24 protein-coding genes are annotated in these 22,907 nt (G+C 67.7%); 13 read left to right on the top strand and 11 right to left on the bottom strand.

All coding sequences use genetic code 11. The annotated features are described in order from the left end of the window. Positions 1–110: 110 nt before the first annotated feature. Positions 111–1,484 carry an RbtT/DalT/CsbX family MFS transporter gene (locus ACOQFL_RS21315; protein ID WP_435545969.1) on the bottom strand — a complete coding sequence of 458 codons (1,374 nt, stop codon included), beginning with the start codon at positions 1,482–1,484 and terminating at the stop codon, positions 111–113. 333 nt (positions 1,485–1,817) lie between these two features. On the opposite strand from ACOQFL_RS21315, the gene ACOQFL_RS21310 reads away from it, so the two are divergent. The 6 genes from ACOQFL_RS21310 (at position 1,818) to ACOQFL_RS21285 (ending at position 9,136) form a co-directional block, all read left to right on the top strand. Next, on the top strand, positions 1,818–2,540 hold the full coding sequence (locus ACOQFL_RS21310) for an HAD family hydrolase (protein WP_435545968.1): 723 nt from the start codon (positions 1,818–1,820) through the stop codon (positions 2,538–2,540). Further along, complete coding sequence (locus ACOQFL_RS21305; RefSeq protein WP_435545967.1) at positions 2,540–4,279, top strand: dihydroxyacetone kinase family protein; 1,740 nt, start codon at positions 2,540–2,542, stop codon at positions 4,277–4,279. The genes ACOQFL_RS21310 and ACOQFL_RS21305 overlap by 1 nt, the downstream gene beginning before the upstream one ends. Before the next feature lie 5 nt (positions 4,280–4,284). Further along, positions 4,285–4,740, top strand: a complete 456-nt coding sequence (locus tag ACOQFL_RS21300; protein WP_435545981.1) for a ribose-5-phosphate isomerase — start codon at positions 4,285–4,287, stop codon at positions 4,738–4,740. A gap of 126 nt (positions 4,741–4,866) precedes the next feature. After that, positions 4,867–5,904, top strand: a complete 1,038-nt coding sequence (locus tag ACOQFL_RS21295; protein ID WP_435545966.1) for a 2-hydroxyacid dehydrogenase — start codon at positions 4,867–4,869, stop codon at positions 5,902–5,904. Further along, entirely contained in the window at positions 5,901–7,358 is a 1,458-nt protein-coding gene (locus tag ACOQFL_RS21290) for an FGGY family carbohydrate kinase (RefSeq protein WP_435545965.1), read from the top strand. Before ACOQFL_RS21295 ends, ACOQFL_RS21290 begins: the two co-directional genes overlap by 4 nt. Before the next feature lie 632 nt (positions 7,359–7,990). Beyond that, entirely contained in the window at positions 7,991–9,136 is a 1,146-nt protein-coding gene (locus ACOQFL_RS21285) for a SagB/ThcOx family dehydrogenase (protein ID WP_435545964.1), read from the top strand. Positions 9,137–9,230: 94 nt separating this feature from the next. Here the strand turns inward: ACOQFL_RS21285 and ACOQFL_RS21280 are convergent, their stop codons facing one another. Further along, positions 9,231–9,668 (bottom strand): DoxX family protein, encoded by a 438-nt coding sequence (locus ACOQFL_RS21280; protein WP_435545963.1) that lies wholly within the window; start codon positions 9,666–9,668, stop codon positions 9,231–9,233. Positions 9,669–9,781: 113 nt separating this feature from the next. Between ACOQFL_RS21280 and ACOQFL_RS21275 the strand changes: the two genes are divergently transcribed. The 4 genes from ACOQFL_RS21275 (at position 9,782) to ACOQFL_RS21260 (ending at position 12,319) form a co-directional block, all read left to right on the top strand. Further along, complete coding sequence (locus ACOQFL_RS21275; protein WP_435545962.1) at positions 9,782–10,237, top strand: MarR family winged helix-turn-helix transcriptional regulator; 456 nt, start codon at positions 9,782–9,784, stop codon at positions 10,235–10,237. 150 nt (positions 10,238–10,387) lie between these two features. Continuing rightward, positions 10,388–10,783 (top strand): hypothetical protein, encoded by a 396-nt coding sequence (locus tag ACOQFL_RS21270; RefSeq protein ID WP_435545961.1) that lies wholly within the window; start codon positions 10,388–10,390, stop codon positions 10,781–10,783. A gap of 127 nt (positions 10,784–10,910) precedes the next feature. Continuing rightward, complete coding sequence (locus ACOQFL_RS21265; RefSeq protein ID WP_435545960.1) at positions 10,911–11,723, top strand: polymorphic toxin type 44 domain-containing protein; 813 nt, start codon at positions 10,911–10,913, stop codon at positions 11,721–11,723. Between the two features lie 242 nt (positions 11,724–11,965). Beyond that, positions 11,966–12,319: a hypothetical protein gene (locus ACOQFL_RS21260; protein WP_435545959.1), complete on the top strand. Its 354-nt coding sequence runs from the start codon at positions 11,966–11,968 to the stop codon at positions 12,317–12,319. 76 nt (positions 12,320–12,395) lie between these two features. On the opposite strand, the gene ACOQFL_RS21255 is transcribed toward ACOQFL_RS21260, so the two are convergent. The 7 genes from ACOQFL_RS21255 to ACOQFL_RS21225 all read right to left on the bottom strand — a co-directional run bounded on the left by ACOQFL_RS21255 (position 12,396) and on the right by ACOQFL_RS21225 (position 16,007). Next, positions 12,396–12,641 carry a DUF397 domain-containing protein gene (locus ACOQFL_RS21255; protein WP_435545958.1) on the bottom strand — a complete coding sequence of 82 codons (246 nt, stop codon included), beginning with the start codon at positions 12,639–12,641 and terminating at the stop codon, positions 12,396–12,398. A 40-nt stretch (positions 12,642–12,681) separates the two neighbouring features. After that, complete coding sequence (locus tag ACOQFL_RS21250) at positions 12,682–13,305, bottom strand: DUF3558 domain-containing protein (protein ID WP_435545957.1); 624 nt, start codon at positions 13,303–13,305, stop codon at positions 12,682–12,684. 5 nt (positions 13,306–13,310) lie between these two features. Further along, positions 13,311–13,544, bottom strand: a complete 234-nt coding sequence (locus ACOQFL_RS21245) for a hypothetical protein (protein ID WP_435545956.1) — start codon at positions 13,542–13,544, stop codon at positions 13,311–13,313. A gap of 90 nt (positions 13,545–13,634) precedes the next feature. Beyond that, the gene (locus tag ACOQFL_RS21240; protein ID WP_435545955.1) at positions 13,635–14,246 is read right to left on the bottom strand and encodes a DUF3558 domain-containing protein; all 612 of its coding nucleotides are present in this window, start codon (positions 14,244–14,246) and stop codon (positions 13,635–13,637) included. A gap of 17 nt (positions 14,247–14,263) precedes the next feature. After that, positions 14,264–14,596 (bottom strand): hypothetical protein, encoded by a 333-nt coding sequence (locus tag ACOQFL_RS21235; RefSeq protein ID WP_435545954.1) that lies wholly within the window; start codon positions 14,594–14,596, stop codon positions 14,264–14,266. A gap of 326 nt (positions 14,597–14,922) precedes the next feature. Then, positions 14,923–15,126: a DUF397 domain-containing protein gene (locus ACOQFL_RS21230; RefSeq protein ID WP_435545953.1), complete on the bottom strand. Its 204-nt coding sequence runs from the start codon at positions 15,124–15,126 to the stop codon at positions 14,923–14,925. A gap of 14 nt (positions 15,127–15,140) precedes the next feature. Beyond that, positions 15,141–16,007: a helix-turn-helix domain-containing protein gene (locus tag ACOQFL_RS21225; protein ID WP_435545952.1), complete on the bottom strand. Its 867-nt coding sequence runs from the start codon at positions 16,005–16,007 to the stop codon at positions 15,141–15,143. Positions 16,008–16,129: 122 nt separating this feature from the next. Here ACOQFL_RS21225 and ACOQFL_RS21220 point away from each other — a divergent pair, with 122 nt between their 5' ends. The 3 genes from ACOQFL_RS21220 (at position 16,130) to ACOQFL_RS21210 (ending at position 17,799) form a co-directional block, all read left to right on the top strand. Then, on the top strand, positions 16,130–16,429 hold the full coding sequence (locus tag ACOQFL_RS21220) for an HC3 family zinc finger protein (protein WP_435545951.1): 300 nt from the start codon (positions 16,130–16,132) through the stop codon (positions 16,427–16,429). Then, positions 16,426–17,100, top strand: a complete 675-nt coding sequence (locus tag ACOQFL_RS21215) for a hypothetical protein (RefSeq protein WP_435545950.1) — start codon at positions 16,426–16,428, stop codon at positions 17,098–17,100. Before ACOQFL_RS21220 ends, ACOQFL_RS21215 begins: the two co-directional genes overlap by 4 nt. Before the next feature lie 129 nt (positions 17,101–17,229). Further along, the gene (locus ACOQFL_RS21210; protein WP_435545949.1) at positions 17,230–17,799 is read left to right on the top strand and encodes an RICIN domain-containing protein; all 570 of its coding nucleotides are present in this window, start codon (positions 17,230–17,232) and stop codon (positions 17,797–17,799) included. A gap of 213 nt (positions 17,800–18,012) precedes the next feature. Here the strand turns inward: ACOQFL_RS21210 and cydD are convergent, their stop codons facing one another. Then, positions 18,013–21,480, bottom strand: coding sequence for a thiol reductant ABC exporter subunit CydD (gene cydD, locus ACOQFL_RS21205; RefSeq protein WP_435545948.1), 3,468 nt, complete (start codon positions 21,478–21,480; stop codon positions 18,013–18,015). Positions 21,481–21,888: 408 nt separating this feature from the next. Next, positions 21,889–22,896 (bottom strand): cytochrome d ubiquinol oxidase subunit II, encoded by a 1,008-nt coding sequence (gene cydB / locus ACOQFL_RS21200; protein ID WP_435545947.1) that lies wholly within the window; start codon positions 22,894–22,896, stop codon positions 21,889–21,891. Between the last annotated feature and the right edge of the window lie 11 nt (positions 22,897–22,907).

Raw genomic sequence — 22,907 nt, 5'->3', positions numbered from 1 at the left:
GGGGCGGTCCGTAGGTGCTTGCCGGTGACCTTTCGGACCGCCCCCGACGCAACGCGGCGTCGAGTTCGAGCCGGGCCCTTCGCCGTGGGGCGAAGGGCCCGGACGGTGGGTCAGGCCGTCGTCGCGGCCCCGGCCGGGGTGGTGGTCGAGGCGGCCCGTGCCTTCTTGGCCTCGCCCGGGTCGCTGCCGTCCTTGACGAAGGTGGACAGCACCGCGACGATCACGTACATCAGCGCGAACGCGATGGCAACGCCGCCACCGCCGAAGATCGGGTGGATGGCGTAGACCGTCACCGGCCCGAGGAAGGCCGCACCGCCGGCGCCGAAGTTGAGCACCGCCAGCGCCGAGCCCTTGTCCTTGGTGGTGACCATGGAGGGCATCAGGGCCGAGAGCGGGACGAATCCGGCCAGCAGCACACCGTAGACGGCGCCCAGCGTGGCGGCGACGCCGAAGCTCTCGCTGGCGATCGAGGCGAAGTACCACAGCGGGGTGGCGATCGCGCAGCCCACGCAGCCGAACCAGGTGACGGTGCGGCGCCAGCCGAAGTAGTCACCCAGCACGCCGAACGCCAGGTTGGCCGCGATGTTGGCGCCGTAGACGATGCTGGTCATGGCCGCGATCTCTGGTGCGGTGAGGAAGCCACCGCCGGGGGTCTCCGGCCCGAAGACGAAGGGGAACATCGCGAAGAAGCCGAACTCCGGCGCGGTGTTGACGATACGGGTGATACCGCCCGCCAGGGTCCGCTTGTCGCGCCACACGATGTCGACGCCTTCGAGCAGTCGTTTCGGGCTGCGCGGGTTCTGCACCGTCTCGTCGGCGATGGGCTTGGTGCCGTGCGGCTCGCGGACCGAGCAGCCGATCACACCGCCGACGGCGACCAGCACCAGCGAGAGCACCAGCGTGTTGTGCAGGCTCATGCCCAGTGGGCCGATCGCGAAGGCGGCCACCGCCGCACCCAGGGTGGGCAGCCCACCGGTGAACACGAACCAGAACCAGCCCGCGACCGAACCGCGCATGTGCACCGGGCTGGCCACCTGCGCCCACACCAGGAAGGCGTAGGAGAACAGCGGGTAGGCGAAGCCGCGGATGCCGTAGATGGTCACGATCAGCAGGTAGCTCTGCGAGGGGATGGCCACGTACAGGAAGAGCAGCTCGAAGACGACCCACCAGGCCGCGCCGAGCCACATCACGTAGCGGGGTCCCCAGATCGAGGACAACGTGCCGGAGAACCAGGAGGCGATCATCACGGCGAGGCCGTAGATGGTCACCGTGGCGAAGGTGGCCTGCGAGCCCGCCAGCCCGCCGCCCTCGGGCTGCGTCAGGTACTGGGTCAGGTAGGTGATCTCCACGCCGTCGCCGACCATGAAGATCAGCACACCGACGAAGCCCCAGAGCAGCGGCTTGGGGATGCCGATTCTGTCGAGCCAGCTACGGCTCTCCGACGCGGCGGTCGAACCGTCCGCCGCTGCTGGTTGCTGTACCAATGTTTTCGCCTCCGAAGCGACTGGTCTTACCGAACCCCGCGGCCTCGGTCGAAGGGTCTTCGTTGACGCGGCGGATGGGCGATCGAGCTGTGATGCGCGGCACCGCCGGTGTTAACCGTGTATCATGCACCTCGTTACTTTCACGCGCAAGGTGTTATTTCCGAGTTTCTGGTTGTGGTCGCAACGTGTACGGCCGTGAACCCGCCCGAAGGTGATCGAGCGGCTTCGCTGCACCGCTCGGACGATGTTCTCCCGTGGGGGCGCGTTAACTCGGGGCTGGACAATTAAAGTGTCTAGAGTTAATTTAACTTTAAGTTTGTGAAAGGACAGCGCATGACGGTCAGTCAGGTAACCGAGCCCCGGTCGACGGGACCGCTGCGGGCGGTCGTGTTCGACATGGACGGCGTACTGGTGGAGAGCGAACACCTCTGGGAACGGATGTGGAGCCGCTACGCCGCCCGGCACGGACACGAGTGGAGCGCCGAGGACACCTCGACGGTCCAGGGCATGAGTTCGCCCGAATGGTCGGCCTATCTGGGCAGGGTCTGCGGGACCCCGGAACCCGCCTCGGAGACCGAACGCGCGGTCGTCGACGACATGATCGCCGCGCTGGACGGCGGCGAGATCGAACTGCTCGACGGAGCCCGTGAGATGGTCACCGAGGTCAGCGCGATGGTTCCGATCGCGCTCGCCTCCTCGGCCGCCAGGCCACTGATCGACGCCGTGCTGAAGCGGCACGGCCTGGCCGAGCACTTCACGGCCACCGTCTCCAGCGCCGAGGTGGCCAGGGGTAAGCCCAGCCCCGACGTGTACACCGAGGCCGCCCGGCGCCTCGGATTCACCGGCGCGGAGTGCGCGGGCGTCGAGGACTCCAGCAACGGGATCCGTGCCGCCCACGCGGCCGGGATGAGCGTGGTCGCCATCCCCAACACGGGTTATCCACCCAAGCCGGACGCCATCGCCTCGGCCACCGTCGTCGCCGAGTCGCTGGACCACGTACGGAAAACCCTGCTGTCCATGCTGTCCGACCCCGTGACCGAGAGCGAGGGTGCCTGATGACCGGACTGACGGACTCCGCCACGTTCAAGGACTCCTGGCTGGACGGTTTCGTCGCCGCCTACGGCCGCTCCGTGGCACGGGTGCCCGGTGCCTATGGCGTGGTGGGCAGGCACGCTCCCCGCCAGGGCAAGGTTTCGGTGATCATCGGCGGCGGCTGCGGGCACTACCCGGCCTTCGCCGGACTCGTCGGTCCCGGTTTCGCCGACGCCGCGGTCATCGGCGACGTGTTCACCAGCCCCAGCGCCGAACAGGTCTACCGGACGGCGCTGGCCGCCGACGGCGGAGCGGGTGTGCTGTTCAGCTACGGCAACTACTCCGGCGACGTGATGCACTTCGGGCTCGCCGCGCGGCGACTGGCCGCCGAGGGCATCGACAGCCGCACCGTGCTGGTCACCGACGACATCGCCAGCGGCTCCGCCGACACCCCGGAGGTTCGGCGCGGCGTGGCCGGTGACTTCTTCGTGTTCAAGGTCGCCGGTGCCGCAGCCGAACGCGGCGAGAGCCTGGACAGCGTGGCCGCGCTGGCGCGCAAGGCCAACGACCGCACCCGCACCTACGGTGCCGCCTTCGGCGGCTGCACGCTGCCCGGCAAGTCGGAACCGCTGTTCACCGTCGACCCCGGCCGGATGGAACTGGGGCTGGGGATCCACGGCGAGTCCGGCGCGCGTGGCGTCGACGCCATGACCGCCGAGGACCTGGCCGCCGAACTGGTCGACAACCTGCTGACCGAGCTGCCCGTCGGGACCGAGCGGGTGGCCGTGCTGCTCAACGGCCTCGGCCGCACCAAGTACGAGGAGATGTTCGCCTGCTACCCGGCCATCGAGCGCAGGCTGCGGGCCGCCGGGCTGCGCCCGTATCGCCCCGAGGTCGGTGAGTTCGTCACCTCGCTGGACATGGCCGGGCTCTCGCTGTCGCTGCTCGCGCTGGACGACGAGCTCGCCGAGCTCTACGACGCGGAGTGCGACACCCCCGGCTACCGGCCGCTGCGACCGCTGACCAACCACGAACCCACCCCGGAGGAACGCGGCGCGGCTCCCGCCGAGGAGTCCACCAGCCGGGGCGGGCTCGTGCACGAACTGCTCGAACGCGCCCTGGGCGACGTGGCCGACGCCGAGGACGAGCTGGGGCGGCTCGACGCGGTGGCGGGCGACGGTGACCACGGCCAGGGCATCGTGCGCGGCCTGCGTGCCGCCGTGCGGGCAGCCGACCACGCGGGCAGCGACGCGGCCGACCCCCGCTCGATCGGTGACGCGCTGCTGGCGGCCGGGACCGCGCTGGCCGACGCGGCGGGCGGCGCCTCCGGCGCGCTCTACGGAACCCTGCTTAGCCAGACCGGTGCCGGACTGCGCGAACACGGCACCGTGGACACCGCCGTGCTGGCCGAAGCGGTGCGGGAGGCGTCCCGAGCGGTCGCCGAACTCGGCGGCTCGGCAAAAGGCGACAAGACGCTGCTCGACGCCCTGGAACCGTTCGCGGACGAACTCGCCGAGCGCTCCCGTGCGGGCACCGAGCTGCCCGCCGCGCTGACCGCCGCGGCCGAGGTCGCCACCAAGGCGGCGCAGGACACCGCGTGGCTGACCTCCGCACGTGGCCGTGCCTCGCGGTTGGGCGGGCACGACCAGGGCACCGCCGACCCCGGTGCCACCTCACTGGCCCTGCTGCTCGGCGCCGTGGCCGCCGGAGTCTCCGACGGCGCGTGCGAGCGAAACCGTCGAAAGGGGAACCCGGAATCATGAGCCCGATCACCGTTGCCGTGGCGGCCGACAACGCCGGTGTGGCACTCAAGAAACTCATCGCCGAACAGCTGGAGGGTGACTCCAGGGTCACCGAGGTGCTGGACTACGGCGTGCACGACGACTCCGACGAGCGCGTATACCCTCGCCTGGGGCTGGCCGCGGCGGAAGCCGTGGCACGCGGCGACGCCGATCGTGCGGTGCTGATCTGTGGCACCGGCATCGGCATGTGCATCTCGGCGAACAAGGTCGACGGGGTGCGCGCTACCGTCGCGCACGACTCCTATTCGGCGGAGCGCTCCATCAAGTCGAACGACTGCCAGGTGCTGACCATGGGGTCCAGGGTCATCGGACCCGAACTGGCCAAACGGCTGGTCGACGAGTGGCTGGGCTACTCCTTCGACCCGTCCTCGGCGAGCGCGGCCAAGGTCGCATACATAACCGACTACGAACACCAGAGCTGATAGCCGCGGCTCGCGGCGGTCGCCGCGGCCGGAGCGGTCGGGGCGCCGCGCCCAGGGCCGATCGCCCCGGAAGCCGCAGCGGGGAGCCATTGGACAGCGGTGAGACCGCTGAAGGAGGAATGAACAGTGCGCGTGCTGGCAGCGGGCGACAACTTCGTCGGCCCCGACCTGCTCGAGAACGCCGTGCGTTCCCGGGTGAACGACGTCGAGGTCGGCAAGCTCAAACTGCCCTGGCCGGTCGAGCCGTTCGGCCCCGTCGGCGGGGTCGAGGAGGCCAGCGGAACCGAACAGCAGGTGATCGAGGCCGTCGAGGGCGCCGAGGTTTGTGTGACCCAGATGGCGCCGTTCACCGAGCGCGTGTTCGCCGCCGCCCCTTCACTGAAGCTGGTCGCGGTCTCGCGCGGTGGTCCGATCAACGTGGACCTCGCGGCGGCGACCAGGGCAGGGGTGTCGGTCACCTACGCGCCCGGGCGCAACGCCGCCGCTGCCGCCGAGTACGCGGTGGGCATGATCCTGGCCGCGATGCGCCGCATCCCCGACTCCGACGCCGAGCTCAAGCGGGGCAACTGGCGAGGCGACTTCTACGCATACCCCGAGGCGGGCATCGAGCTGGAGGGCAGCACGGTCGGCCTGGTCGGCTACGGCGCGATCGGAAGCAGGGTGGCCAGGGTGCTGCGCGCCTTCGGCGCGGAAGTGCTGGTCGCCGACCCCTACACCGATCAGGACGCACTGCGTGCCGACGGTGTGGAACCCCTCGCGCTGGACGAGATGTTGCCCCGCTGCTCGGTGGTCAGCCTGCACGCCAGGCTCACCCCGGAGACCAAGCACCTGCTCGACGCCGCTCGCCTGGCGCTGTTGCCCGAGGGCGCGGTGCTGGTCAACACCGCCCGCGGTGGCCTGCTCGACTACCAGCCGCTGCCGGGGCTGCTGCGTAGCGGCAAGCTGGGTGCGCTGGCGCTGGACGTCTACGACGAGGAGCCCCCGCAGGCGGAGTGGCCGCTGCACGGCGCCCCAAATCTCATCACCACCCCGCACCTCGCGGGCGCGACCCGGCAGACCGCGCACCGCGCCGCCGAGATCGTGGCCGCCGAGGTCGACCGGTACGCGCGGGGCGAGCGGGCCGCGCACCTGGCCAATCCCGACGTCCGGGGGAGCGAGACATGATCACCGCGGTCGACATCGGAACTTCGCTGACCAAGGCGGCGGCCTTCGACGACTCGGGCCGCGTGCTCGCCGAGGCGAGCAGGCAGTCGCACCTGGAGCACTACCCCGACGGCAGGGTGGAGCAGGACCTCGACGACGTGGTGTCCACCGTGGCCGCCGTGGTGCGCGATGTGGGGGAGCAGACCGGGCAGCAGCCGCGCGCCGTGGCGCTGACCGGGCAGGGCGACGGATTGTGGTTGCGGGACTCGGCCGGAAGGCCGGTCCGGCAGCCCATCTCGTGGATGGACGGTCGCGCCGCTTCCGTGGTCAAGCGGTGGCAGCGCGACGGGGTCAGCAGGCAGGTCTACGAGCGCACCGGCAACGGGCTGTTCCCCGGTGCGCAGGGACCCCTGCTGGCCCACCTTCGCGACAACGAGCCGGAGTCGCTGCGTGACGCGGCGGTGGCCGGGTACTGCGTCGACTCGGTGCTGCACGTGCTGACCGGCGAGATCAGCGTGGACGCCTCGGACGCCTCCGTGCCGTTCCTCGACGCCGACACCAGGGAGTACGACGAGCGGGCGCTGGAGGCGTGCGGGCTGTCCGAGTACCGGCACCTGCTGCCCAAACCGGCCCGGCCGAGGCAGCTGTTCCAACTCGACGCCAACGGCGCGGAACTGCTGGGGCTGCCCCAGGGGTTGCCGGTCACGGCGGGGCCGTTCGACCTGCCCGCCTGTGCCGTGGGCGGCGGGCTGCACGAGTTCGGCGACGGGCTGCTGATCGTGGGAACCACGCTGGCCTGCCAGGTGCTCACCGAGACGGGCAATCGCCGTTGGCAGGAAGAGCCCTCCGGGATGTGGTTGTGCACGCCCGAGGAGAACCAGCTGCTGCACGGCATGCCCGCGATGGTGGGAACCGCGAGCCTCGACTGGGTGCTGGACCTGCTCGGCATGGAGATCGGTGATCTCGGCGGGGCGCTGGAGGCCAGCCCGCCGGGGGCCAACGACGTCTCCGCACTGCCGTTCCTGGCGCCGGGCGGGGAGCGCTCGCCGTTCGTGGACCCGCGCGCCAGTGGGCAGCTCAGCGGGGTGCGGTTGGGCACCACCCGCAGCGACGTGGTGCGGGCGGTCTGCGAGAGCGTGGCCTACGCGGCGCGGCACTGCTTCGAGGCGGCCGGGCTGAACGGCAAGCTGGTGGCCTGCGGCGGCGGCACGCGCTCGCATCCCTGGGCGCAGGTGTTCGCCGACGTGCTGGGGCAGTCGCTGCACCTCACGGACGACCCGGGCATGGGGGCCAGGGGAGCGGCGGTGACGGCCGCCCGCGCGCTCGGCGACGAGGTCGACTCCGGCGAGTGGACGCTGCCGCTGCGCGAGGTCCGGCCCAACCCGGACGTGCGGGACCGCTACGAGGACGGTTACCGCCGCTACCGCGAGACCTTGGACAGCATGCGCGAGCTCTGGCGCGACTGGATGGGCTGAGATTCACGCGCTGAGGTGTTCCCACGGGGGCGTTCCCCCGTGGGGGCGCGGCGATTTCGCGGGAAATTGACGCCGCCGCGGTGTTGTCCCAGGCGTCGTCGACAGGATTGCCGGGGGAGAATCCTCGGGTGTGCCGAAGGGCTCGTGGCCGGAACTACAGGATCCCTCGTCCGGGCAGGCCGCGAGCCCTTCGCTTTCTCCGGGGCAGCCCGGAGCGGTTTCCGCGTAGGTCTGTATTCGCTTCGTCGGTCGATACGTTCGCTCACGTCTCTCACGGGAAAATGATTCCCGGGGACGTGAGATTTTTTTTGTTTTGGGATCTCTTCCGGTGTGGATGAGCGTTTTCGCTGCTGCACCGGAGTGTTTCGTAGTCGCCCGAAGGGTGATTGATCCCTTGTTCTCTTGTTCGGGGGTATCCGTGCTGTCCCAATGGTGTGTGCGTTGTCGATTCATGGAGAGGAGGTGAGGACGATGCGCGGTATCACCATGCGGATAACTCCGGTTACCAGGAAGGACCGGAAGAACCATCCCTACTTCTACAAGTGGAACTTCTCCTGAACAGGGTGATCCACGAGGGGCGGGCCGATCCGGTTCGCCCCACGTGGCGAATCGAAGTCTTTCGTTCTGGATCGATGGTCTCTGGAGTACGCATGTGGTTGCGTCGCCGTCGCGGACTGGTCTGCTACTGGCACGAGGGAAATTTCGTCGTACATCCGCATCCCGGCGGTGAACCGCTCACGCTGCATCCCGCCGCCGCCGAGATTCTTTCCGCGTTCGAGGAATGGACCGATCCGAGTGCGGCTGCGGCGGAGCTGGATCACTTCTCCGGTGAGAGTCTGCACCAGATGGTCGAGCAGTTACACGCCAACGGTCTGCTGTTGGCCGCGCAGACCCCGGAGGCCGAGGCCGACGAGCGGTTCGATCTGCAATGGGGCACCTGGGCGCCCGAGGCGTCCTTCTTCCACTACGCGACTCAGGACGTGAAGTACCCCGAGACGGAGCAGCGGGAGGAGACCACCGAGAACATCCCCGCGACCAGCGAACCCGAGGCCCCCTTCGTGCTGTTCACCGGTTATCCGGAGGCCGACCGGATCCTGCTGCCCCGGTCACGTTCCCCGAAGCTCGCCGCTTCCTACGACGAGGTGCTGTACGCACGCCGCACCTGCCGGGACCACACCGAGGAGCCGGTGCCGCTGGAGGTGCTGAGCACGCTGCTCGCCACGGTGTTCGCCCCGGTGGACTACATCGACTGCGGACGCTGCGCGCTGTTCCGCCGCACGAGTCCCGCAGGCGGGGCCAGGCAGGAGCTGGACGCCTACCTGGCGATCCGAAACGTCACCGGTGTCGCTCCCGGGACGTATCATTACAACCTCTGGGAGCACTCGCTGGAACTGCTCTCCGAGGGCTTCACTTCGGCGGAGGCGGCCCACCTCTGTGCCGAGCAGGAATGGGCGGGCGGGGCCGCGTTCCTGGTAGTGCTCAGCGCGGTGGTGGACCGGTTGCTGAGCAAGTACCCCACACCGCGTTCCTACCGCGTGATGCTGCTCGACGCGGGACACCTTGGCCAGACCTTCGCACTGACCGCCACCGCCCTGGGGCTCGGCCCGGCCCAGACCGGGGCGTTCCACGACTCGGCGGTCGCGGAGCGGTTGGGCCTGGACAACATCGGCAGTACCCCGCTCTACGTGCTCGCTGCCGGATACCCGGCAGCGGAACAGACCGAGGCACCACCGATGGCCGGGTTGGACACGTTCCGCCGGACCACGCTGTCCGGATAGGAGGGTCGAGGTCCAGGGACGAGGCGGAAGATCGAATCCCGGTGAGCCGCTCGTTCCGGGTGCTCCGGTCGTACGGCTCCCGAACGGAGTCTCGTTACGCGCTGACGTGTTCGGGGGTGGGCCGTGACTTGCTCGTCGAACCGCGCAGCATCCGGTCGATCGAGTAGTTGCCACCGCTGAAGCCGAGGGTGAGTGCCGCGGCGGCCAGCACGAGCACGTACTCGTAGCCGGAGAAGCCCTGGCTGAGGTGGACGAAGAACAGGGCGCCGAGCATGACCACGGCCAGCAGTGCCCCGACGAGGGGCAGTGCCACGCCCAGGATCAGCGCGAGGCCACCCACCGTCTCCACCAGCGCCGCGAACCACGCGGACAGGCCGGGGGCGGGGATTCCCATGCCCGCGAACGACTCGGTGGTGCCGCTGATGCCCCACTGGGTGAGTTTCTGCAGGCCGTGCACGATGAACACGATCCCGACCACGACTCGTCCCAGCAGCAGGACCAGATCGCGGACGGCGGTTGGTAACTGCGGCACGGTGTTCCTCCCGTAGTTCGGGGTCGACCGGTCGGCCGACCCAGGTAGTTCAAATTGAAACCACCGCCAAATTACCGGGTTGTTCAAATCCGAACAACCGCTATGGTGGGTGCATGACGCAACCAAGGTGGCTGGATTCCGAGGAAAAGGCCGCGTGGAACGCCTTTCTGGAGGCGAGTCACCGGGTGGAGCGGCGTGTGGAACATCACCTGCGCGAGCAGGAGGGGCTGTCGCATCCGCAGTACGAGATCCTGGTGCGGTTGGCCGAGGAGCCGGAGCGGCAGCTGCGGATGACCGAGCTGGCCGAGTCGCTGCTGACCTCCAAGAGCGGGGCTTCGTACCAGATCGGCAAGCTCGAGAAAGCCGGGCTGGTGCGCCGGAGCACGTGCCCCGGCGACGATCGCGGGGTGTTCGCGGTGCTGACCGAGGAGGGCATGGCCAAGCTGAACCGGGTGGCGCCCGGCCACGTCGAACTGGTCCGCTCCTCGCTGATCGACCTGCTCAGCCGCGAACAGCTGGCCGCACTCACCGACGGCCTCGACACCGTCGCGCGGGGGCTGAACGACTGAGCGGCTCTTCCAGGGCTGTCCGCTCGTGCCGATGCTCGGCTCGCTTCCTTGGCCGTCGAAGCGAGTTCGATTCACGAAAATCCGAGTGAACACCGCCGGGGACAAGTAATCTCACCGTGGATCGCGACACTGTGGCTATCGGAGCGGCACATGGGTGACAGCAGCATCGAGCAGCGGTTGAACCCCGACGGTGCGGGATCCGCCGCTGGGAGCGCCTTTTCGGGTTCGAAGCCCGACATCGAGGTTGACCCCGACCTGTTGGACAGGATCTCGGCCTCCGCCGGTGATGTACACGACGGCCTCCGTGCGGCGGGAAAGCTGGCCGACGAGAGCACAGCTGATGCGGGAAGCGCGCTCGCGAACGAGGGTTTCGATCTCGGAGCGGCGTTGCGGAAGGCTGGTGCGAAGTGGGAAGGCCAGACGGAGACCCTGTTGCTGGCCTGCGAGAAGGTCCGAGAAGGACTGGCGGCCACCGCTGATGGGCATCGGTTGGTCGAGGAGCGGAACGAGATGACCATCGCCGAGATCGCCAAGCACTTCGAGTGAGGGACGAAGCGTGCTCAGCTACCACACCGTGCTGCATGCCCCGCTCGGCAAGCTTCGAGCGGCCGTCGAGGACTGGACCTCGATGATCGACAGATTGAAGACGCAGCGCGACGAGATGTAGGAGAACGTGCTCAAGGCCGTTCATTCCTCGGGATGGACCGGCGAGGACGCGGCGGCGGCTGTCGGTTTCATCGACAAGACCACCCAGGAGTTCGAGGACGCCGTCTCCGAAGCCGTGGGAATCCGGGACATCCTCGACGAAGCGCTCCAGGTCTTCGAGAGCAAGCGGGAACGTCTTCAGGAGATCACCGACGAGGTGGCACCGCGACACGACTTCGACGCTCCCGAGCAGGCCTCGCTCGCCGCTGCGGAGGCCGCACAGAGCGAGGCGCGATTCAACAAGGCCGAGGACTTCATCTACGACGAGATGATGAGGAACATAGAGTCGGACTCGGTGCGGAACATAAAGCAGCTGCTCAGTGATCCGGAGTGGTACGAGTTCTGGCGGCGTCCCGGTCAGGAGGCCACTACCGCACTCGCCATGTGGGCGGGCAAGGTGGCACCGGGTCAGGAGTGGGACCACAAGCCGATCATGGCGGAGAAGTTCAACCTGGAGAGTCAGAAGGAATTCGATTTCAAGGTTCCCGGACAGGATCGTTCGGTGAGCTACGACATCTGGTCCAATATCCACTACGGTTACGTGGGCAGGGCGGCCGGGATCGACTCGGAAACCCTGATCACCGGTGCTTCCATCGGTGAGGTGGTGGGCCAGGATGACGTTGGTGACCAGGCCACGATGCGTGCCGGTATCGAGCTTTACGAGAAGTACGGTGACAGCCTGACCAAGGATCAGCTGCGTCAGAAAGTAATGGAAACTGTGGACGAGATGCAGAATAACGACGCTCCTCAGGTGAAGGATTGGAAATCAAGAAACTACTGAGGCCTCGATGGTTAGTTACGCTGCTGATCGTCGTCTCCATTTTGGTTCTGTGGAATGTTCCTTTTATCGGGCAGGGGCGTTCGGTCGCTCCGCCCGAGAAAGCTGTCGCCGCGAATCCCGGTATACTGCGGGGATGGAAAAGGGTCCACGACGGGCCTGACGAGTACACCCGGATGTGGCGGCTGGAGAGCAGCTGGTTTCGCAACTGGGAAAGAAGTGGCGGCCGGCAGATCGGTGAGTCGGTGTACCGGCTTTCTTCGCCTACATGGGCCTCGCTGGCTTATCAATTCGACAGTCCGAAGCGGGCCGCCCTGGCGGAGCACTTCGACGAGATCAGGGAGTACGAGACGAACCGACTTCCCGAAAGCGCCGACTCGGCGAATTACTACTGCGGTTTCCACTACCTCGACAGTGAGCGGTGTGACGCCTGGTTCGTCTGGCTACGCTATGGACAGTACGTGGTTTCGCTGACCGCCGACCCGCCCGAGAACAGACCGGACTTCGAGACCGACAGAAACGAGGTCGAGATACCCGACTGGTTGTACCGGGTGACCGCCCATGTCGACCGGGCCTTCATGGAGGCGGTGCCGAAGTAGCTCCTCGCTGCCGGGACATCCGTGGATTTCGTGGGAAATTGACGCCCCGGCCATGGCGTAGTGCGAGCTTGGAAGGTCAGTCCTGCTCGTGGTCGCTGGTTTTGAGGTGGTTCAGGAATCCGGCCCAGGCTGCGGGGGTGACGGTGAGGGTGCCGCCCTTCCTGCTCTTGGTGTCGCGGATGCCAACGGCCCGGCTGGTCAAGGCGACTTCGACGCATTGCCCGATGTCGTCGGAGTAGCTGGAGGTTCGCCAAGTGTGTGGTGCGGGATGTTCACGGGTTGTCGTTACGGCTGAGTTCCACCTTCCTGGCTGATCGGACACCGAACAGGACGCTTCGGAGTAGCTCATTACCCCTGTGGGGTCACTTCGCCGCTGGCCATGACGGCAGCGACAGCTTCAGGGCCCGTCTCGCCAAGTCGCACGGGTTTGTTTTCCCGATGTTCTCAGTGGAAATAAACGTGTGGGACATGACTATTTGGTTTTCGTTCGCGGCCATGTATATCGTGCAACTGGAGCTCTTCGTTGGATTCTTCGTGTTTCCTATGACTGCGGGGTGTCCGGAAACCTCTAGTTTTTTGAAGTATCCGTAGTTCGATTTGTTGTCGTAGTACTGTTGGATGGTGCGTCCCTGAAAAGCCACCAAAGCAACTTCCTTCGAATCTGTTTCTTCGCCTTCCCAGGTGCATATGTCGGAGAGGTTGGGTTTGAGGTCGTTCGGCTCTCTTTCGCCTTTGGTCCCCACGCCCAGTGTGGCGGTGGCTTCGTTGGGAAGTAGTTCGCATGGTTCGAGGGCGGCGGGGTTTTTGGGGTTGGTTATTCCGCTTCCGGACTGCGAGGCGGATGAGCCCGTGCTGCTGGTGGCGGTCTCCTCCGGAGTTCCGGTTTGTCCCGTTGAGTTACTGGAGCAGGCGGACAGTGCTATGGCCAGTGTAAGGACACCCGCGATGACTGTGCTGCGTCGTGCCTTGTGCGTGAGGTTTTCCACGGTGTTCAGCTCTGCCTTTCGGGGTCGCGTTGCGCGACCGAGGCGTTGTCCTCGGCGATGCCGTATTCGCGCAGCAGGGCTTCGTAAGCGGCTATCTTCTCGTCCAGTTTGTCGCGAATGCCTTTGGCAGCAGCGTGAAGCGATCCTTCGGGGGCGTTCATACGCTTCTGGAACGCCTCGCTCGTGAGGGAGGGGTGAAGGTGGTTGTGGAACTCCTGTGATGGAGGTGGTCGTGCCACATGGATCCTCCTCACGAAGGAGTTCCAGCTACCGGGTTGTGTCTGTGACCTCGGGAGGACACATCGGCGTAGCTCATTACCCCTGTGGGGTCACTTCGCCGCTGGCCACGAGGGCAGCGACAGCTCCAGAGCCTGCTTCGCCAAGTCGCACGGGTTGGTTTTTCCGATGTTCTCAGTGGAAATAAACGTGGAAGACAGGACTATCTGGTTTTCGTTCGCGGCCATGTACATCGCGCAGCCGGAGCTCTTTGTCGGATCCTCCGTGTTTCCTATGACTGCGGGGTGTCCGGAAACCTCCAGCTTTTCGAAATATCCGTAGCTCGATTTGTTGTCGTAGTACTGCTGAATGGTGCGTCCCGGGAAAGCGACCAAGGAAACTTCTTTCGAGTCGGTAGTTTCGCCTTTCCAGACGCACAGGTCGGGGAGGTTTGGTTTGAGGTCGTTCGGGGTTCTTTCTCCGTTGGTGGTTACGCCCAGTGTGGCGGTGGCTTCGTTGGGTAGTAGTTCGCAGGGTTCGAGTGCGACGGGGTTTTTCGGGTTGGTTATTCCGGTTCCGGATTGCGAGGCGGATGAGGTCACGTTGCTGGTGGTTGTGTCTTCCGGAGTTCCGGTCTGGCCCGTTGAGTTACTGGAGCAGGCGGCCAGTGCCATGGTCAGTACGAGTCCACCCGCGATTACTGAACCGCGTCGTATCTTGTGCATGAGGTTTTCCACGGTGTTCAGCTCTGCCTTTCGGGGTCGCGTTGCGCGACCGAGGCGTTGTCCTCGGCGATGCCGTATTCACGCAGCAGGGCTTCGTAAGCGGCTATCTTCTCGTCCAGTTTGTCGCGAATATCTTCAGCGGCAGCACGAAGAGATCCTTCGGGGGCGCTCATACGCTTCTGGAACGCCTCGCGGGCCTTTCCGGTGGTGTCGTCGTATGCGGTCAACTCACCAGGGTCGATTGTTCTTGAGTTTCTAGCGAGGTCTGCGGCCTCCTCTCGTGCTGTTCGTAGGTCCGCGATGGATGCTTTGAGCTTGTCGTGGTCGACGCTGAAACCGTCTTGACTCACGTCTGCTCCTTCCTGGGCCGCTGGGCTGTGATCCGAAACCGGGTCACATCCTGCCGGAGCTGGGTATGTCGCGTCAGTGGGATGGACCTATGGCCACTATGACGATCAGCACTCCGAGGTGTTCCGCGAACGCACCGCGATCACTCGGATGGCCCAGCGATGACAGCGGTGCTCGCGCGTGCGGAGCGGCCAACCAGGCGAGATCGCTCTGCCGAACGATTCGCGACTCCGCTCGAGGATGCCGTCCGTGCCGCGTAGTGCCGGGGCTTTGTGAATTTCGCGGGGAATCGACGCCCCGGTCACGGCGTAAACGGCGCTTGGTTGGGTCAGCCCTGGTCGTAGTCGCCGGTCTTGAGGCGGTTCAGGAATCCTGCCCAGGCTGCGGGGGTGACGGTGAGGGTGCCGCCCGCGCGGTCCTTGGTGTCGCGGACGGCGATGGTGGTCTCGGCGAAGCCGACTTCGACGCAGTGGGCGTTGTTGGCGCTGCGGCTGGACTTACGCCAGGTGTGCGGTGCGATTTTTCCTGCCATACTTGGGACTGTAGTTAACCTCGCAAGTTTCGGGAAGCCGAAGCGATCTTGTCCAACGACTCTTCGCGGTTGAGTGCGGCTTTAGCGGCTTCGGTGTGTGCGAGGCTGTGTTCGCGAATGGTCAGTGAATCGGTGATCAGTTGCGTGCTCGTCACGGTTTCGTGCCACAACAGCATGGGCAGCTTGCCGGTGGGAAACGTCATGAGTAGGAACGGTGAACCGCCGATAGCGTCGTGCCCGGTCGCTTCGAAGGGCACGATGCGAATGTCAAGAGTGTCGGGGCAAGCGTTGATGAGCTCGACGAGATGGTCGAGCTGTTCGGCCAGCACTTCGGTTCCGCCGATCCGTTGGTGCAGTGCTGCCTCGCTCATCACCGAGCTGAGGTGGAGCGGTTCGGAGCCGGTGATGCGATGCTGTCTCCGCCTGCGGCATTCGAGTCTGCGTTCCACTTCAGCCAAGCGGACGTTGGGGGCTCCTGCCTCGATAACAGCCCTGGCGTAGTTCTCGGTTTGCAGTAGCCCGTTGACGATGGCGCTGTCGTAGGAGCGCACGCCCTCCGCGCCGTGTTCGTAGCCGAAAAAGCGCAGTAGTTCGTCGCTGAACAGTGCCGAGTAGTCGCTCCACCAGCCACGGTTACCCGCTTTCTCGCGCAGGCTACGCAGCTCAGCGGCTTCTTGGTCATCGAGCTCGTACGCCTCGGCCAGCGTCGCGAGTCGTTCCTCGCCGATGTTTTTCTTCCCGTTCTCGAATTCGGACAGGTAGGCCGCGGTGATCCCGAACCGCTTGGCAGCGGCGGTGGCACTCAACCCGGCTTCGTCGCGCTTCTCGCGGAGCCGACGTCCGAGTTCCCAGGCGGCGACGGTCGGTGAGCTTGAGGCCATCGAACGCTCCTTCGCTGCGTCACGCTTTCTGGTGATCTGGCTATCTAATTAGATTGATGTCATCTACTGTCGATAACGAAAGGTGATCATACACGTACGTTAAGTAGTAAGGAGTGTTCGTGATGCTTGAGGTTCCGTTGTTGGGTTGGGGCTGGTCGGGTCCGGTGGTGTGGTGGAACCCGGTGGGCGGCTTCCGCCACGCCTTCTCCCGGGAGATCCGGCCGCGTCCGGAGCAGCGGCGTGACACGTTGTGCGGGCAGCAGGTCGTGCTGATCGATCCGTCCGAGGTGGACTGGCTGGTGCCGACCTGTGACATCTGCATGAGCGCGGCGATCGAGCACGGCCGCGAACAGGAGCGCCAGGAGCAGGAGACCAGTCGCAAACTCCGCGAACGCTTCGGCCGGGACGGAGGCGCGCTGTGACGGCGGCGAACACGCTGGGTCCGGCCGTGCTGCACCAGCCGCTCGGATTGCTGTGGCTGATGGGAACGGTGCTGGCACTGGCGGTTGGCAGCGTGCTGGCCCCGCTGCGCGGCGGGCACGGCGAGCACGCCGACGCGGGCCCGGGCGCGCTGACGGTCGCCGGTCTGCTGGCGCAGCAACCGAACAGCGACCCGGCAAAGCATCATGACGGTTCCGCCACCGGGAACAGCACGCCGGGAGCGAGCTGTGGCCCGATCCCGCCGGGCTCACTACTGGAAACGGCCACGATCGTGCTGCACGGCCCCGACCGCTCACCCGAGTCCGACTGGTGGGACGCCCTCGGCCACCACCCCAGCCCCAACCCCACACCCGCCGAACGACGCGCCCTGCTCAACCACCCCGATTACCGACCCCCGAACACGGCCAGACAACGACCACGCCACCCCACCAGCCTCGTGGAGGAAGACCTCGCCAGGCTGCTCAGCCTGCCCGAAGTGCCCGAGCAGATCCCCGAACCCGGCTACATCGGCAAACACCGCCTCAATGCGAGCTGTTCCCGTTCCGCGGTCGTGAATCCGAAATGGACGGATCTTGGAAGCAGGGGAGAAGATTGCGAGGTGGGGCACATCGGCGAACCGTCACCGTACCGAGAACGGGCCATGGCGGCCTGAGCAGCCGGACAGCCCTCGCGGTGAAGCACCTTGGGCGGTTCACCCGAACGATATGTTGATCTTCGTTCTCCGGTGCTCGACAGTTTTCCCGGGAATCACGAAATGATCACGAGAAAGGATCGGTTCTCGGTGAAGCCGAAGAAGCGGATCGCACTGGTACTCGCGACGGCGCTCTCCCTGGTGGGCATCATGGGAGCGGGAGCGGGTGCCGCCGAACAGCACGAACAGCGGCCTGGGGCGCGCGAGGCGCAGACCTCGATCGTGCTGGGCGAGCCCTACCACCTCTACAACCGCAGCGCCCACCTGTTCATGATCGCCAAGGGGTGGAACACCTCGCAGAACGGCATCCTGGACCTGTGGTACCAGCACCGAACCGACTCGGCGCGTCTGCAGGAGCAGTGGAAGTTCCTGCCCACCGGCTTCAGCGGGGTGTTCCGCATCAAGAACGTCGGCTCGGGGCTCTGCCTGCAGCCGGACAACCAGGACGCGCTGCGCCACGTGCGGCAGCAGGAGTGCGACCGCGGTGACCGCGAGCAGTGGTGGAACGTGGACAAGGACGAGGGGCTGCGCATCTCGCCGTACGACAACGCCCACCGGGTGATGAACCCCTACCAGGTGGCCTATCCCTCGCGGGACATCGTGCTGAACAAGGACGTGGACAGCCTGTCCCAGCGGTGGAGCGCCGTTCCCATCGACTGATCCGCGTATGACTAGTTGAACGGTCGGCTCGTTCCTTCCGGTTGTTCGGAAAGGAACGGGCCGACCGTTTCTACTCTCCGGCTCCGAGCGGTGTTCCGCCACTTCGGCGGGAGCGCCGAGTCGAGCATCCGCCGCTGTTCCCCAGCCGAGAACTCGGCCGGAGAGCACCCTGTCGGAATCGACTCCGTGCTCGGTCGGTTTCCGCATCCCGCGCTAGGCGGGATCAGCCGAGCGGTGCACCACCTCCGCCCGACCGTGGCGAATGCGAACCACCAGATCCGCCCGGTGCACCTCGCGGTCGTGGTGCGTCACCCGAACCACGGTGCGGCCGTGCGATTCGCGCTCCAAAGTATCCAGCAGTTCCAGCGCGGTCGGCTCGTCCAGGTGGGCGGTCGGCTCGTCCAGCAGCAGCACCTCCGCGTCGGGAACCAGCAGCGCCCTGGCCAGCGCCAGCCGCCGCGCCTCACCACCGGAGAGCTCGGTTCCGCCGTTGCCGACCACGGTGCCCAGCGAGTCCTCCCAGCCTCCCAGCCCGGCCGAGCGCAGCGTCGCCGCCAGCCTTCGGTCGTCGGCGGTGGGATCGGCCAGCCGGAGGTTCTCGCGGATCGTGGTGGAGACCAGCTGCGGATCCTGCGGGCACCAGGCGACCCTGCCCCCCACCGCGCGTTTTCCACTCTCCACCGGCAGCAGCCCGGCCAACACCGCCAGCGTGGTGGACTTCCCACCCCCCGAGTCGCCCACCACGGCCACCTGCGATCGCGGTGGAAGCCGCAGCGTCAGCCCGGACAACGCCGGATCCTCGGCGCCGGGCCAGCTCGCCCGGACGTCCTCAAGTAGCACCTCGCCCGGAGCGACCAACGATTCCCGGGCCGGCTCGGTTTCCGAACTCCCGGACACCCCCACCGGGCGCTTCCCGCCCTCGAGGCCGCCGTCCCGTTCGGACAGCGCCCCATCGGACAGCGTTCCTTCCGCCTGGTCCGGTTCGGACAGGAACGGGCCCAACCGCTGCTGCGCCCTACGCAGCGGCAGCCACTGCTGCGCGGCGGTGGGGAGCTCGGCGACCGCCTCGGTGGCCGCCAGCGGCACCAACGCGAGCAGCGGCGCCAGTACCGGAGCGAGCTCGCCCGCCGCGACCGCTCGGGCCGCCAGCGCGGTGCAGCCGACCACGGCAGCACCCATCACGAGCGTGACGACCGCTCCGGCCGCCCCCTCGCCCGAGGCCGCCCGACGGGCCTTGCGCGCCAGCTCGGCATCGGCGCGTGCCAGTTCCGCACGCCGCTCACCGGTGGCGCCGAAGGACAGCAGCTCGGCGGCGGATTCGAGCAGCCCCAGCACGCGGATGGACACCTCCCGGCGCCCCGAAGCCACCGCCGCGGTGGCACGGCGCTGCACCGCCAGCGCCACCAGCGGAGCCAGCACTCCCGCCAGCAGCAGCGCCACCGCGAGCAGCAGCCCCGCCTCGGGCAGCACCAGGGACTGCACGACAACGGCCCCGCAGCCAACCCCGACGGCGGTCAGCGGCGGCCCCAGCACGCGGGGCACCAGGTCCCGCACGTTGTCGGTGTCGTCCACCAGCCTGGCCGCGCCGTCGCCGCGAACCAGCGCCGTCGTGCGGGCGGGTCCCCAGCGGACCAGCCCGTCCCACAACCGTTCGCGCAGCCTGCCCGCCAGCCGGAACGCGGCGTCGTGGGTGGCCAGCCGTTCGACGTAGCGCAGCACGGCGCGGGACAGCGCGAAGGTCCGGACCCCCACGGCGGCGACGCTGAGCGTCAGCACCGGCGGCTGTTGTGCGGCACGCGCGATCAGCCATGCCGAGGTGGCGGTCAGCGCTATGCCGGACAGCAGCGAGAGCACGCCGAGCGCCGCGCCGCCGAGGCCCCGCGCGGTGACCAGCTCCCGGACGCGGGCGGGGCCGGAGGCGGTGGGGGAGGCTTCGGTGCCGCTCGCGTGCTCGTCGGTTGGCGACTCGCGGGGCTCGGCAGGTCCGGGGCGGTGGCTGGCCAGCACCACGACGGCGCCCGATTCCGCCGCGTCCCCGATCGCGGCGGAGACGTGCGCGGCGGTGGCGGCGTCCAGATGGGCGGTCGGCTCGTCGGCCAGCAGCACCCGAGCTCGGCCGCGCAACCGCAGCAGGGCACGCGCCACCGCCACGCGTTGCCGCTCCCCGGTGGACAGCGAGTCGATCGCTCGACTTGCCAGGTGCTCGGCGGCGGCCGCGCGCAGCACCTCGTCGATGTGGTCGGCGGTGCCCTCGGGCTGGTCGCTGCCGGCGAGCAGCAGTTCGTCGGTGACCGTTCCGCCGGAGAACGCGGGGCGCTGCGGGATCCAGGCGAGCGTGGCGCGCCAGCTCGCGGAGTCCGGCCTGTCGATCTCGGTCTCGCCGTAGCGCAGCGTCCCCGACTCGGGGGTGGTGAACCCGAGCAGCACCGCGAACGTGGTGGACTTGCCGCTGCCGCTGGGGCCGATCCCGCCGAAACCCTCCAGCCGGGTCACCCGCCCCGGCGGAGCCGTGAAATCCAGCCCGTCGGGCGCGTGGACCCCCCGACGGGCCACTCGGAGGCCGGTCACCCGCAGTGGGGCCGCGTGGTTCGGGAGCTCGGCGCCGTTCGGAACCTCGGATTCCGAGGGCGCGTGGGTGTCCTGCCCGGCAGCAGGGGGTTCGAGCCGGACCTCCTCGACGCGGCGTACGGCTTCCAGGCCGTCCTCGCTGGCGTGGTGCGCGGCTCCCGCGTTGCGCAGCGGCAGGTAGCACTCCGGCGCCAGCACGAGCACCAGCAGCCCGGTCGCCAGGTCGAGGTCACCGGAGACCAGCCGCATCCCGATGCTCACGGCCACCAGCGCCACCGAGAGCGAGGAGCACAACTCCAGCACCAGCGCGGACAGGAACGCGATCCGCAGCGTGGAGACGCTGTCGCGCCGGTACCGCTCGCTGACGCGGCGCACCGCCTCGCGCTGCGCGCCCGCCCGACCGAAGGCGGTGAGCACCGGCAGGGCGCGAACCAGTTCGGACAGTTGTCCCGACATGCGCCGCAGCGACTCGGCGGCCCGATTGGTGCGGCTCTCGGTGTAGCGGCCGACCAGCCAGGCGAACAGCGGGATCAGCGGGACCGTGACCAGGATGATGGCCGCCGAGGTCCAGTCGGCCAGCAGGATCCGGAAACCGACGATCGCGGGCACTACGGCGGCGGTCACCAGCGCGGGAAGGTAACGCGTGAAGTAGGCGTCGAGCGCGTCCAGCCCCTTGGTGGCGAGCGTGGTCAGTTCCGCCGCTCCGTAGCGGCCGATCCACTCTGGACCGCGTCGCAGCGCGGAGTCCAGCAGCTGGGCACGCAGCTCCTCCTTGGCGCCCGCCGCCGCGCGGGCGGAGACGCTCGCGGTGGCCCAGCCGAGCACGCCCCGGGCCAGGACCGCGCCGCACAGCACCGCCAGCCGGGCGCCGATGGCGGCGGTGTCGAAGCCGTGCATGACCACTCGCGCCAGCGCGTCGGCCAGCGCCCACGCCTGCGTGATCAGTGCGAAAGCGCTCAGCACGGCCAGCACGCCGCTGAGGTAGAGGGCGCGCCGGGTGGACGGCGACAGTCGGGGCAGCGCCCCCAACGGCCCCCCGGCGAGCACGGCGCTGCCCGCCGCGCCGCCCTCGGCACCCGTGGTGCTGTTCGGCTCCGTCGAACGAGCTGTCACGCTTCCCAACTCCCTGACGCGATCTCTCCCGATCTCATTGCTGCTTTCGCACTGCCACTGCTCTCGACGCCGTGCCGGTAACCGAGTCGCGGTGCTCGGGCGGTGTCAATTTCTCGCGAAATTGACGCCCCGGCGGTGCGGTGTGGCCTCGTGAGCGTCAATTTCTCGCGAAATCGTCGCCCCCTTCGACGCAGGCCGAGCTCCGAGCACCCTCGCAGGGCGAACTCCGACCATCCCGGCAGCCGAGCCCCGACCCCTCGCCACCGGAACCGCCGCGGGTTCTCCGGTGCGGCTCTCGCGAGGAAGGCCCGACGTTGTGTCGCTACCCGATGTCGGGCCTCCCGGAGCGAGAGCCGTGCCAGAGGTTCCGCCATTCGAACCACCACGCAAACCGAGCGGCCACAACGACTAAGCGGCGTGCACCGGAGGGATGTGTTTCGTGCCGATCCGTTTGCGGAACACCCAGTAGGTCCATCCCTGGTAGACCAGCACGGCCGGGGTGCCGAACGCGGCCACCCAGGTGACCACGGTCAGCGTGTAGGGGCTGGACGCGGTTTCGGCGATCGACAGCGACCACGCCGGGTCGAGCGTGGAGGGCAGCACGTTGGGCCACAACGCGCCGAACAGCGTCACCACCGCTCCGGCCAGCGCCACTCCCTGCAGCACGAACGCCTGACCGTCGCGCCCCACCGCCTGCCGCGCGAGTGCGGCCAGCCCGGTCAGCAGTGCGATGACCAGCGGAATCCAGGTCCAGGGCGCTCCTTCGCGCAGCTGGGCGACCAGCAGCAGCCCCACGACGGGTAGCAGCAGCGGGACCCCGAGCAGCAGCGCGAAGCGGTGGGCTCGTTCCCGCACCCCGCCTTCGGTCTTCAACGCCAGGAACGCGGCGCCGTGCAGCAGCGAGAACGCCGCCACGGCCACGGCACCGAGCACGTTGGGCAGCGTGAGTATGACCAGCGGGCCACCGACCCGGTCCCCGTTGGCGTCCAGCGGCAGCCCGAACACGGTCGCCGAGAGCACGAGGCCGACCATCATCGGAGCGACCCACGAGGCGATCACGATCACCGTGTCCCAAGCGCGCCGCCACCGGTCGGTGTCGACCTTGCCGCGGTACTCGAACGCCACGCCTCGGCCGATGAGCACCAGCAGCAGCACGGTGAACGGCAGGTAGGCGGTGCTCAGCAGCCCCGCGTACCAACCGGGGAACGACGCGAACATGGCACCACCCGCCACGATCAGCCAGACCTCGTTGCCGTCCCAGACCGGGCCGATCGTGTTGATCAGTACTCGACGTTCGGTCTCCTTGCGTCCCAGCACGGGAAGCAGCATGCCGACGCCGAAGTCGAAGCCCTCCAGGAAGAGGTAGCCCAGCCAGAGCAGGGCGATGATGCAGAACCAGACGGTCGGCAGGTCCATCAGGTCACTCC

This window comes from Actinopolyspora sabaoui (assembly GCF_051225635.1).
Taxonomy (GTDB): domain Bacteria; phylum Actinomycetota; class Actinomycetes; order Mycobacteriales; family Pseudonocardiaceae; genus Actinopolyspora.
The sequence above is the reverse complement of the archived record's forward strand: the minus strand, read 5'-3'. Positions and strand labels throughout refer to the sequence as shown.